This is a genomic window from Luteibacter sp., from assembly GCF_035539195.1.
In the GTDB taxonomy this organism is placed as follows: Bacteria; Pseudomonadota; Gammaproteobacteria; order Xanthomonadales; family Rhodanobacteraceae; genus Luteibacter.
Window position 1 is genome coordinate 85,412 of sequence record NZ_DATLIW010000006.1, and the last position, 11,428, is coordinate 96,839.

General features: G+C 65.7%; 11 protein-coding genes. 6 read left to right on the forward strand and 5 right to left on the reverse strand.

What is annotated here, in order from left to right; genetic code table 11:
• Position 1: 1 nt before the first annotated feature.
• Positions 2–2,380 carry a DNA polymerase II gene (locus VM621_RS01715; RefSeq protein WP_325467261.1) on the reverse strand — a complete coding sequence of 793 codons (2,379 nt, stop codon included), beginning with the start codon at positions 2,378–2,380 and terminating at the stop codon, positions 2–4.
• 126 nt (positions 2,381–2,506) lie between these two features.
• On the opposite strand from VM621_RS01715, the gene VM621_RS01720 reads away from it, so the two are divergent.
• The 3 genes from VM621_RS01720 (at position 2,507) to VM621_RS01730 (ending at position 4,523) form a co-directional block, all read left to right on the forward strand.
• A complete protein-coding gene (locus VM621_RS01720; protein WP_325467262.1) occupies positions 2,507–2,893 on the forward strand; it encodes a hypothetical protein in 387 nt (128 codons plus the stop codon).
• A 69-nt stretch (positions 2,894–2,962) separates the two neighbouring features.
• Positions 2,963–4,081, forward strand: a complete 1,119-nt coding sequence (locus VM621_RS01725) for an FAD-dependent monooxygenase (protein WP_325467263.1) — start codon at positions 2,963–2,965, stop codon at positions 4,079–4,081.
• 103 nt (positions 4,082–4,184) lie between these two features.
• The gene (locus VM621_RS01730) at positions 4,185–4,523 is read left to right on the forward strand and encodes a hypothetical protein (RefSeq protein ID WP_325467264.1); all 339 of its coding nucleotides are present in this window, start codon (positions 4,185–4,187) and stop codon (positions 4,521–4,523) included.
• Between the two features lie 7 nt (positions 4,524–4,530).
• Here the strand turns inward: VM621_RS01730 and VM621_RS01735 are convergent, their stop codons facing one another.
• Positions 4,531–6,123 carry a Na+/H+ antiporter gene (locus VM621_RS01735; protein ID WP_325467265.1) on the reverse strand — a complete coding sequence of 531 codons (1,593 nt, stop codon included), beginning with the start codon at positions 6,121–6,123 and terminating at the stop codon, positions 4,531–4,533.
• 87 nt (positions 6,124–6,210) lie between these two features.
• On the opposite strand from VM621_RS01735, the gene VM621_RS01740 reads away from it, so the two are divergent.
• A complete protein-coding gene (locus tag VM621_RS01740; RefSeq protein WP_325467266.1) occupies positions 6,211–7,131 on the forward strand; it encodes a LysR family transcriptional regulator in 921 nt (306 codons plus the stop codon).
• Positions 7,132–7,156: 25 nt separating this feature from the next.
• Here VM621_RS01740 and VM621_RS01745 read toward each other — a convergent pair whose 3' ends face one another.
• Positions 7,157–7,819, reverse strand: a complete 663-nt coding sequence (locus tag VM621_RS01745) for a DsbA family oxidoreductase (protein ID WP_325467267.1) — start codon at positions 7,817–7,819, stop codon at positions 7,157–7,159.
• Between the two features lie 80 nt (positions 7,820–7,899).
• Positions 7,900–8,610, reverse strand: a complete 711-nt coding sequence (locus VM621_RS01750) for an SDR family oxidoreductase (protein ID WP_325467268.1) — start codon at positions 8,608–8,610, stop codon at positions 7,900–7,902.
• 246 nt (positions 8,611–8,856) lie between these two features.
• Between VM621_RS01750 and VM621_RS01755 the strand changes: the two genes are divergently transcribed.
• Positions 8,857–9,321 (forward strand): heme-degrading domain-containing protein, encoded by a 465-nt coding sequence (locus VM621_RS01755; RefSeq protein WP_325467269.1) that lies wholly within the window; start codon positions 8,857–8,859, stop codon positions 9,319–9,321.
• Here the strand turns inward: VM621_RS01755 and VM621_RS01760 are convergent.
• Positions 9,287–10,918 carry a GMC family oxidoreductase gene (locus tag VM621_RS01760; protein ID WP_325467270.1) on the reverse strand — a complete coding sequence of 544 codons (1,632 nt, stop codon included), beginning with the start codon at positions 10,916–10,918 and terminating at the stop codon, positions 9,287–9,289. The two genes, VM621_RS01755 and VM621_RS01760, sit on opposite strands and share 35 nt — an antisense overlap.
• Before the next feature lie 313 nt (positions 10,919–11,231).
• Here VM621_RS01760 and VM621_RS01765 point away from each other — a divergent pair, with 313 nt between their 5' ends.
• The gene (locus VM621_RS01765) at positions 11,232–11,423 is read left to right on the forward strand and encodes a hypothetical protein (RefSeq protein WP_325467271.1); all 192 of its coding nucleotides are present in this window, start codon (positions 11,232–11,234) and stop codon (positions 11,421–11,423) included.
• The last annotated feature ends 5 nt before the right edge of the window (positions 11,424–11,428 follow it).

An 11,428-nucleotide genomic window follows, 5' to 3' on the forward strand; every position in this document is an offset into this window, starting at 1 on the left:
CTCACGCCTGAAACAGGCTGATCTGCGCCGTGGTGAGGTTCGCGAAGCTGTCGCCCAAGGGCCCGAGGATCGCATCGGCGATCGGCTGCAGCTGGCTGGTCAGGTAATGCTCGTAGTCGATCCGGGATTCGCGCGCCTCGAGCGGTTCGGGTCCGTTTCGCGTCATCACATAGCTGATCCATCCGCCGTTCTGGTACTGGCGTGGACGCTGGTTACGCACGTTGTAATCGTCGGCCATCCGCGCCGCCCGTACCTGCGGCGGCGTATTGCTCCGGTAGTCGGCGAGCTTGCCGCGAAGTCGCTTGCGATAGACGAGGAGGTCGTCGAACTCACCGGCAAGCAGGCTGCGCGTGTACTCGCGGACGAAGTCGGCATAGGGCTGCTCCTTGAAGATGCGCAGGTACAGCGCCTGCTGGAACGTCTGCGCCAGCGGGGTCCAGTCGCTGCGTACGGTTTCCAGCCCGCGATAGACGACCTCTTCTGCGCCATCGTCGGAGATCACCAGTCCGGCATAGCGCTTCTTGCTGCCGAGCTCGCTACCGCGAATGGTGGGCATGAAGAAGCGCTGGTAGTGCGTATCGAATTCGATCTCGAGTTCACTCTTCAGGCCAAGCGTGTCGGCCAGGTGTTCGCGCCACCACCGGTTCACGCGCTCCACCAGATGATCCGCAATGGCGGTCGCCTCGGCCTCGCTGCGGCGCTGCTTCAGCCAGATGAAGATCGAGTCGGTATCGCCGTAGATGACGTCGTAGCCTTCGGCTTCGACCAGCTCGCGCGTGCGCCGCATCACATCATGACCACGCAGGGTGACCGCCGAGACCAGTTCCGGATCGAAGAAGCGGCAGTTGGGTGCACCGAGCACACCGACGAACGAGTTCATCAGCAGCTTCAGCGACTGGCTCTGCGCCTGGTTGCCCTGTCGTTTCGCCTCGTCGCGACGCTCCCATAGTTGGGTGACGATGGCCGGCAGGCAATGCCTGGTACGCGAGAAGAAACGTCCGTGCACGCCGGGCACGGCGGCCGCGGCCGACGTGTCCAGGGCGCCTTCGGCGAGCCCGACGGGATCGACCAGGAAGGTTCGGATGATCGACGGGTAAAGGCTCTTGAAGTCCAGCACCAGCACCGAGTCGTACAACCCGGGGCGGGAATTCATGACGAAACCGCCGGGGAACGCCTTCTCGGCGATGTCGCCGACATTCGGCGCCACGTAGCCTTCGCGGTGCATGCGCGGCAGGTATTGGTGATCGAACGCGGCGATGGAACCACCGAAGTGATCGGCCTGCAGGCCGGTGACATGCGCTCGTTCGAGCATGAAGTCGAAGAGCTTCGCCTTGGCGAATATCCGTGTGACGAGCTCGCAGTCCTTGAGGTTGTAGCGCGCCAGGGCAACTTTATCTTCGTGGAAGCGACGCTCGATCTCGGCCATCCGGTGGTAGGGATCGTCGATCGACTTACCCTCGCCGAGCATCGTCTGCGCGACGTTTTCGAGGCTATAGGACGAGAAGCTCCACTGTGCGGAACGGACCGCTTCGATGCCGTCGATGACCAGGCGCCCGGCCATGGGGGCAAACAGGAAGCCCTCGCGCCGGGAATGACCGCGCCACTCGATGGGCTGCGCGCCGCGCCCCAGCAGCAGCGGGATGCCGTACTTGTCCGCGTGCGCCTGGAGAAGGCGAAGGTCGAACTGGACGAGGCTCCAGCCGATGAGGGCATCCGGGTCGTGCTCGACGAACCAGGCGTTCAGCCAGTGAATGACCTGCGCGGGATCGGAAACGTATGTCAGTTCGAAGTCGTCCGGCGGCGTGTCGTCCATGCCGGCCTCGCCAAGCATGATCACCTGCCGCTGCCCGCAGCCTTCCAGCGCCAGCGAATAAAGATCGCCTTCGGCACTCGTCTCGATATCCAGCGACACCACGCGCAACGACGGCCGGTAATCGGCGACAGGCCTGAGCTTGGGATCGAGAATGACGTCGCCCTCTTCCGCGCCACCTTCGAGGGTGACGGCTGCGGTGATGAAGCGCTCCATCATGTAGCGCTCGGGGGGACGTATGTCGGCCTCGTACAAAGGGATGCCGCGATCCCTCAGTCGCTTCTCGAGCAGGATCATCTGCCTGTGACTTCGCGCGTAGAGGCCGAGCACGGGCTCCTGGGCGAACGTTTTCAGTGGCAGTGGACGTATGTCCACCGAGCCGATCCTGCGAGCGACGCCTTCGATATCCGCTTGCTGCGATGCCCTGGCGAAGGCCACGGACTGCTGCGCGGTGATGACGACACGCTTCGGCCCTTTGTCGGTCGCCAGCCAGAACTCGACGTCGGTCCCGTGCCCCGTGTCCCGCCAATGGCGGGTAAGGATGAAACCCTGTCGGGTCGGGGACGTCACTGCGGTATCCTGCGGGTCGGCTGAAGCGTGAATTGTGCCATCCAGGGACATGGTATAGATCCAAACGTTCAAGACACGACCGCTGCTTCGGCGAATAGTCCTCCGTCTTCAAACAAGGCCCACGCTATGAATGACTCCGTCCTCAGCCAGAGCTTCCTCGATGCCCAGCGCGAGCGCCTGCTCGACCTGCGCAAGCAGCTGGTCGGTACCGCCGACGCGGCGGGCGACGAAGAAGGCCTGCTCCAGCAGACGGCCGGCGGCGAGCCGCAGGATTCGGGCGACGACGCCGAACGCTTCGCCCAGCAGGATCGGGACGAGTCCATCCTGAGCCACAACGAGGGCCGTCTCACCGTCGTCGACCGCGCGCTGGCCAAACTCGACGAGGGCACCTACGGCATCTCGGACGGCAACGGCGAGACGATCTCCAAGGCTCGCCTCGAGGCCATCCCCGAGACGATCTACACGATCGAGGAAATGGAACAGCACGAGCGCGCCGAGCGCGCCGCCCGCTAGGCCGCGCTTCCCGAAACGAGGGACCAAAACTGCAAGGAGCGCAGGGCCATCTGCTGCTACGTTGCCGCCATGAACTTACGTATCGGCATCGTCGGCGGTTCCATGGGCGGTTTGTTCGCAGCCAGCGTACTGCGTGCCGCCGGGCATGACGTGCATGTTTTCGAACGCTCCGAACGCGGACTGGAGGGCCGCGGCGCGGGCCTGGTGGGTCAACGGGAGCTGTATGCGATCCTGCGCATGCTCGGCTGCGAACAGGCCGCCCGCGTCGGCGTGCTCGCCCACGAACGGATCACCTTCGCACGAAACGGCAGCATCGCCCAGCGCGACGTGACGCCGCAGACGCAGATCTCATGGGATCACCTCTATCGCACCGTGCGGCACCTTTTACCGCCTGCGGCGTACCGCGTGGGTGCGCGGGTCGTTCGTGTCGAGAACGGGGCTTCGGCAGCAAGCGTGATACTCGATGACGGCCAGACGCATCGCTTCGACCTGGTCATCGGCGCCGACGGTATCGGTTCGGTGGCGCGGGCGGCGGTGAGCCATGGCCCCACCGCGAGCACCTATGCGGGCTATGTCGCCTGGCGCGGACTGATTGCCGAGGACACGCTTCCTGCCGAAGCCGCGAAGGTGCTGTCCGAACGCTTCGCCTTCTACCACATGCACGGATCGCAGATCCTCGGCTATCTGGTCCCCGGTCCGGGCGGCGAGACGGCGCCGGGTCAGCGGCGCTACAACTGGGTGTGGTACCGACAGGCGGCCGAGGGTGTCGCGCTCGATCGGTGGCTCACCGGCAGCGACGGGCGTCTTCGCGAGTACTCGGTGGCGCGGGGCGACATACCGGACACCCTGCGCGATGAACTGTGGACCGCGGCGCGCGAGCTGCTGCCCACGCCTTTCGCCCTGGCGGTGGAGGCCGAACCCACACCGTCCATCCAGGCGATCTTCGACTACGAGAGCACGCGCATGGTCCGCGACCGCGTGGCCCTCCTCGGCGATGCCGCCTTCGTCGTGCGGCCGCACACGGCGATGGGCGTGGCCAAGGCCGCAGGCGATGCCATGACGCTCGTGGCCGCACTGGATCGCCTGCCTCTGGAGAAGGCGCTGGTCGTTTACGAGGCCGAACGCCTGGCCGAGGGACACCGCCTTGCGGTCTACGGCAGGGAACTCGGGCGCCCCCTGACCGCCTGAAGTGCCGACCTCCGCACATTTGTCGTATCCGACCCCCTGACCACGATAGACGGCGGCGGCAGCGCCCCGATATGCTTCGGCGCAGGGGAAGTAGGGGTATGACGTGTCTGAGTTGACGACGAAAAGCATCCTCCACACGCGCACGTCGCATTTCGTGTCGGGGGTCGCCACAGGCATGGCCATCACGGGACCCACCGACGACGGTTTCCTGCACATGCACTTCTTTCGCGAAGTGCAGCGCATTACCAATGACGACGTACCTGCGCGCTCGTTGTCGCCGAACGAGATGGAGCTGGCCTGGGGTCACGCGGAGGCGAACATCCATCTGCATCGCGAGGAGATCGCGGTGATCTCGATCCCGGTCGGACGCCTGCCCGTCATCAGTACCTCGATCGCCCGCGCCATGCGCTTCGTGGCCACCCTGACGACGCGATCCCCGTGAGCCGAACTCAGGGACTCTGCCGGTCGTTCTCGGCGGAGATCTCCTGCATGTCGAGATCGCGTTCGAAATAGTGCAGCAGCTCATCGTGGATCTGGCCCGAGCGGTGTAAGCGGAGCAGTTCCGCCCGCCCTGCCGCGATAGCGGCGAGGATCACGTCGTAATGCGCCTCACGGCCGCCGGTGAAGTCCTGCGGCGCGATGGCATAACGTTCGGCGACCGTCACCCGGTAGGTGTACTGTTCGAGCAGCCGCGGATGCACCAGCTGCCCCTGGCTGTCGTATGCACGCGCCTTGACCGCCTCCAGCTGTGCGATATCGATCAGCCTGTTGGCCTGGCCTTCGTTGAGGTGGGCCGTGTCGACATGCACGGCACGATCCAGTTTCAGCCAGCGGATGACCGGGGCGATCGTGCCGCCCTGGACGACCACGGTGACCAGGATCACGGCGAAGGCCGCGGCGAGCGTCAGGTCGCGGCCGGGCATCTGCTCGGGCAGGGAGAGCGCGATCGCCAGTGTGACCACGCCGCGCATGCCCGCCCAGCTGAGCAGGAACGAGGCCGAAGGCGATGGTGGCGCGACTTTCCTCCCGACCATGCGCGCGAGCGGCATGCGGAGGTAATCCGTGGCATAGATCCACAGGAATCGCGAAAGGATCACGGCGGCGAGCACCGCGAGAATCGGCACGCCCAGGGCATCCAGCGCGCTGCCGATGCCGCCGAGACGCTCGACCACACCGCGCAGGGAAAAGCCGATGAGGATGAAGACCAAGGCTTCGAGCAGGAAGATCATCACCGCCCAGAACGCCGTGGCGCGCATGCGCACGTTGGCCGGGAAGATGTCGTGCTGGTACCAGCCCAACAGGATGCCGGTGGTCACGACCGAAAGCACGCCGGAAACATGCAGGCTTTCCCCGCCGATGTACGCCGCCCAGGGCGACAGGCAGGCCGCCGTGATCGCAAGATAGACGTGGGTGATGCGACGGACCACCTGGACCGCGACGAGGCCGACCGCCGCACCCACGGCGATGCCCCCCGCCGCGAGGCCGACGAAGCTGAGCGCGGCCTCCTGTGCGCTGAACGCGCCGGTGAGCGCGGCGGCGACAGCGAAGCGGAACAGCACCAGGCCCGTCGCGTCGTTGAGCAGGCTCTCGCCCTCGAGCAGGACCATCAGTCGCCGCGGCAGACGCACCTTGCCGAGGACGGCCTTCGCGGCCACGGCATCCGGCGGCGACACCACGGCACCCAGTGCGAAACACGCCGCCCAGGGCAACGAAGGCACGATCCAGTGCACGGTGGCACCGACGGCAAGCGTGGTGAACACCACCGCGCCGATAGCGAGCCACAGGATCCCGCCGAGGTACTGACGGAAGTCCGACCAAACCGTGTAGTAAGCACCGTCCTGAAGCAGGGGCGGCAGGAAGACGATCAGCACCAGCTCCGGGTCGAAGCTCACCGGCGGTATGCCGGGCAGGAACGCGATGCCGATGCCACCCGCCAGCAGTGCCGCGGCGGAAGGCAGCCGAAAACGACGCGCAATCAGTTCAAGCGCCAGGATCGCGACCAGAAGAATGAGTACGAACTTGAACGTTTCCGTCGACGACATGATGGCCCCTGCGCTAGCGGGACGCCCCGCTCGGTCACAAGCATAGACGAGGAGGACTATCCTTGGCCGATGGACCGAATCGAAGCCATGAAAGTGTTCGTCGCCACGCTGGACGAGGGCAGCCTTGCAGGCGCCGGACGCCGGCTTTCGCGATCGCCCGCCGCGGTAAGCCGCGCCATCGCCTTCCTCGAGAATCACGTCGGCGCGGAGCTGCTGCATCGGACCACCCGGTCGATCCGGCTCAGCGAAGCGGGCGAGCGCTACGCGGCCGCGTGCCGCCGTGTGCTGGCCGAACTGGATGAGGCCGACTTGAGCGTGGCAGGCGAGCGCGCATCGCCGCGCGGGACGCTCACGATCACCGCGCCGCCGGTCAGTGGCGAAGACATCCTTCGTCCCGTGGTCGACGCGTACCTTGAAGCCTATCCGGACGTATCGATCCACTTCGTGCTGCTCGACCGCCACGCCAGCCTCGTCGACGAAGGCATCGACATCGCCTTGCGCGTGGGCGATCTGCAGGACTCCTCCATGGTCGCCACCCGCGTCGGTGGCAATGTGAAGCGCGTGGTGGCGGCTTCACCGGCCTACCTCGAATCCCACCCGGCCATCCGCGAGCCTGGCGACCTCCTCCAGCATCGGATCATCACCACGACGCATTTTGGTCACGATACCTGGGTGTTCCCGCCTGCGCCGGGCAGTTCCGTGCCGCGCTCCATCCGTTTCAAGCCACGACTGGTGGTGAACAGCGTGCGGGCCGCCATGGCCTCCTCCGTGGCGCATCACGGCGTGACGCGCCTGTACACCTACCACGTGGCCGACCGCGTCCAGGACGGATCGCTCCGCCTGGTGCTTCGCCACGCCGAGTCGGCCGGACTACCCGTGCACCTCATCACGCCGAACGGTCGACTCGCCGTGCCCAAGGTCCGCAGCTTCGTCGACTTCGCCGTGCCGCTGCTGCGCGCCGAGTTCGCCCGCCTGATGGCCCAGGCCGACGCGCTCGACGGCAAGTAGCGCCGTCGCCCACCGCCGGTGCCGGTCAGCGCTGCGCGGCAGCCGCTTCCGAAAGCAGGCGTACATAGCCCTGCGGATCCTGCGATCCTGAAAAGAACGGCTTGTCGTGCATGAAGTAACTGGGCACGCTGGTCACCCCTGCCTCGAGCACGGCCTGTTCCCGCCGACGCACGTCCCCTTGCAGCGAAGCCGAACGCTCCACCGCCTGGGCAGCCATGCCGACACCGGCCGCCAAGGCCTCCAGCACGCCATGGTCACCGAGGTCCTGCCCCTCGGTGAAGTACGCCACGAACATCGCCTCGGCCAGACGCGTCTGCAAGGACGAACCGCCCTCCTTCCATGCCAGGCGAAGCAACGCGTGCGCGGCCAGCGTGTGCGAGGTACGCGGCTGCTTGTCGTAGTTGAAGACGGCACCGAGCGGCCGACCGGCGGCAACGGCACGCGCATCCATCGCCAGCGCGTTCTCCCAGCTGCCGAAGCGGGCGCTGCGGAAGGTTCGGCGATCCATACCCTCCAGCGGCAGGTTCGGATTCAGTTCGAACGGCATCCACTCCAGCTCGACCTCGATGCCCTGCCCGGCAAGTATCGCGATGGCTTTATCCAGGCTGCGCTTGCCGATGAAGCACCAGGGGCAGATCACATCGGCGACGACCTGAAGTTTCAGTACGGTGGTGTGTTGCGTTTGCATGAGGCTGGTTCCGGTTGTCGTGTGGGAAGGAGGCTGCGTGCCCGCGGTACACCACGGGCACGCGATGCGGTCTTCGGCGATCAGCGGCCGGCGTTCTGGCCACCGTCGACGTAGAGCACCTCGCCCGTGGCGAAGCTGGCACCCTCCAGATAGAGCACGGCGTCGGTGATGTCGCCGATGTCGCCAATCCGCTTCATCGGGTTGAAGCTGGCGAGGGTCGCGAAGGTTTCCGGCGAGTGGATCGGGGTCTTGATGAAGCCGGGGGAGACGGCGTTCACGCGGATGCCTTTCTCACCGTACTCGACGGCCAGTTCCTTCGTCACCGAGGTCAGGCCGCCCTTGGTCAGGTTGGCCAGGGCAGTCGGAACACCGGCAATGGCCTGGTTGACGAAGGTGGTGGTGATGCTGACGACGTGACCGCTGCCCTGCTTCTCCATCTGCGCGATGGCACGCTGGGTGATGTGGAAGAAGCCGGCCAGGTTGGTCGAGATCATCGCCGCGAAATCCGCCGCCGTGTAATCGGTGAATGGCTTGGCAATGAAGATGCCTGCGTTGTTGACCAGGGTGTCGATGCGGCCGAACTTCGCCAGCGCCTCACGCACCACACGCTCCGCCGTGGCCGCCTCGCCGATGTCGCCAGCGACGGCGAGCACGTCCGGATCGTTGCCCTGGACGATGGAACGCGATGTCGCGACAACACGGAAACCCTTCGCGCGATAGGCTTTTACGAGGCCTTCGCCGATACCCTGCGAACCACCGGTGATGATGGCGACTTTCTGTTCGTTGCTCATGTCGATCTCCTCAAGGGTCCGGCGATCGGACGATCGCCGGCGGCTCTGGTCGAGCCGATGGAAGCCAAGTTGGGGACCGCGCGGAACGTGCTGAATGGTCGGCCGAAGGCAGTGTCTCTTCCGCCGGCCGCAACAATGTCCGCCGCGCTGCCTCCGGGTGAAGACCCTCGTCGGTTTGCGCCATACCACGCGCCTTCACGGCCCGCGTTCTAGAATTCGGGCATTCCCTGGCGAGACTTCAGACACATGACCCCATCGACCCTCGACGAACTGGTCAGCGAGGAAGCGGCACTGCAGTTCGACCGCTTCGGCCTGGACGACGCCTGGACGATCGGCAACGCCTTGCGCGAGGCCGCGCTCGCGCGCCTGGGCGCCGTCGCTGTCGAGATCGCCCTGCGCGACCGCCCGCTGTTCTACACCGTGACCCCCGGCGCCGATACGTCCAACGGCAACTGGATCCGGCGTAAACGCAACACCGTGCTCGCCCTGGGCACCAGCACCCTCGTCGTCGGCATGAAGCTGGCGAAGGCCGGGCAGACCCTCGAAGAGCGCTATGGATTGTCCCCGGCGGAGCACGCCTCCGATGGCGGCGGCTTCCCGGTGCGCCTGCGGTCGCTCGGCGTCATTGGGGCGATCACCGTATCGGGCATGCCCTCGCTCGAGGACCACCAGTTGGTCACCGGCGTGCTGCGCTCGTTCCTTCAGCGCTGACCGACGCCAGCGGAGGAACGTGGCTCATCACGTGCTCGGCGATAGCCGTGATGGTGAGGCTGGGATTGACGCCAAGGTTGGCCGAGAGCACGGATCCGTCGCACACGTAGAGGTTGCGGTAACCGTGGACGCGGCCGCGGCTGTCGCATACCCCGGTGGCGGCGTCCCGCCCCATCACGGCACCGCCCAGGCAATGGGCCGTCATGGGGATATCCAGAAAGATCTCCGACAGCGAGGTCATCGGCACCCCGCCCGTCGCTTGCGCCGCCTTCATGGCGAAGTCGTTCGCGACGGGGATGAACGTCGGGATCTTCGGGCCTTCGGTCACCAGACGGCGACGAAATGGCCGGAACCATCGCCGCCCCAGCCGCATCGTGAGCTGGCCATCGAGAGTCTGCATACACAGCAGGATCATCGACTCGCGCGCCCAGTTCCTCGTGCGAACGAGCCGGAACAAGGCGAGCGGCCGCGTCAGGAGCATGTGCAGCATCGTGAACAGCCAGCTCGTCCGACGATGACGACCCTTTGCCATCACCGTCGTCAGCAAGCCCATCACATCCGAGCCAGCCGGGTAGCGCGTGGCTTCGATGTGCGTATGCGCGTCGATATAGATACCCGACCCGATAGCGACGCCGCGCGAAAGATCTTCGGAGGAACCGGGAAAGCGAATACCGATGAGCGACTCGGCATTGGTGCGCACACCATGTCCAAGGGCCGGCGATATCGACGGTAGCGCTCCGCTTTCGCGCAGGCGGAAGAGCAGATCCTGGGTACCCAGCGACGAGGCGGCGAAAACCACGCCTCGACAGCGCAGCCGGGTCGATACCGCGCCCTTGCGCGTGGTGACCACATAGCCTGCGGAACCATCCGGCGCGTCACCGATCGGGCGGACGTCGACCACGCGCGTCTGCTCGATAACCGCCGCGCCACGCTTCTGGGCAAGGTAAAGGTAGTTCAGATCCAGCGTGTTCTTGGCGCCGTACCGGCAGCCGACCATGCACCCGCCACAGCCGGTGCAGGCATGACGATCGGGGCCTTCACCGTCGAAGTAGGGGTCCGCATAGGTCTTGTCCGGCGCATCGCCCTCCTCGCCAAAGAAGACACCGACCTCCGTCGCATAGAAGCTGTCCCCAACGCCAACGGACTTTGCCATGTCGCGCAGCCGGAAGTCCGCCGCTGCGAGTCGTCGGTTGGTGGTTACACCAAGCATGCGCCGCGCCGTGGCGTAGTGCGCCGGCATGATCCGCTCCCAGTCTTCCAGCCCCGCCCAGGCGCCTTCGCGCCAGACACTGGACGGCGGTTCGAGAAGCGTCTGGGCGTACGTGATGGAACCGCCGCCCACGGCATTGCCGTGCAGAACGACCACGTGGCGAAAGAAACGCATGCCGAAAAAGCCGTGCATGCCAAGCGAGGGGGCCCAAAGCCAGCGCGACAATCGCCAGTTCGTCGTCGGCAATGTATCCGGCGCCCATCGCCGGCCCTGCTCGATCACCGCGACACGGTAACCCTTCTCCGCCAGTCGCAATGCCGCCACGCTCCCGCCGAAGCCGGAGCCGATGACGATGTAGTCGACGTCGGAGTCAGCGTTTTCTTGCATCAGGGACGGACAGGCGAGCGGATTTCAAGGAGGCAGCCGTTGAGGTCTCGCACATATCCTACCCGCTGCCCCCATGGCTTTTCTTCCACCGCTTCGACCGCGAGCGCACCGGCGGCAACCGCGTGACCGGACCGGCGGAACTCACGTGTCATGTGACCCTGGTCGCTGCAGCCGCCCCGGAGCGCGGCCTCGACCAGGCTGAGGGGACGTCGAACCTCAACCATGGTTTAGGTCAAGCACGAACGTACACGACTTGCGTACACATGCCGGGCGTAGCCTTGGGGACATGGCACACCGTGACGACCTTCAAAGCATGCTCGACCGCCTCGCCAGTGAGGTGCAGGCCGGTTTGCACGAAAATCCCGATCCGGATGCGTTCTGGCCGACGTTCGCGACGCAGTCCAACTTCGTACTCGAGGCGGCGGGGCCGGAGCATTTCGATTGGGTGAGCTCGGAGGTATCGGCCATCTTGATGAAGCATGGGATTTCGGTGCCTGAAGCGTGACCGCG

Coding starts and splice junctions, on each gene's coding strand:
- VM621_RS01720 (WP_325467262.1), top strand. CDS start 2,507: ATGAATGACTCCGTCCTCAGCCAGAGCTTCCTCGATGCCCAGCGCGAG.
- VM621_RS01725 (WP_325467263.1), top strand. CDS start 2,963: ATGAACTTACGTATCGGCATCGTCGGCGGTTCCATGGGCGGTTTGTTC.
- VM621_RS01735 (WP_325467265.1), bottom strand. CDS start 6,123: ATGTCGTCGACGGAAACGTTCAAGTTCGTACTCATTCTTCTGGTCGCG.
- VM621_RS01740 (WP_325467266.1), top strand. CDS start 6,211: ATGAAAGTGTTCGTCGCCACGCTGGACGAGGGCAGCCTTGCAGGCGCC.
- VM621_RS01745 (WP_325467267.1), bottom strand. CDS start 7,819: ATGCAAACGCAACACACCACCGTACTGAAACTTCAGGTCGTCGCCGAT.
- VM621_RS01750 (WP_325467268.1), bottom strand. CDS start 8,610: ATGAGCAACGAACAGAAAGTCGCCATCATCACCGGTGGTTCGCAGGGT.
- VM621_RS01755 (WP_325467269.1), top strand. CDS start 8,857: ATGACCCCATCGACCCTCGACGAACTGGTCAGCGAGGAAGCGGCACTG.
- VM621_RS01760 (WP_325467270.1), bottom strand. CDS start 10,918: ATGCAAGAAAACGCTGACTCCGACGTCGACTACATCGTCATCGGCTCC.
- VM621_RS01765 (WP_325467271.1), top strand. CDS start 11,232: ATGCTCGACCGCCTCGCCAGTGAGGTGCAGGCCGGTTTGCACGAAAAT.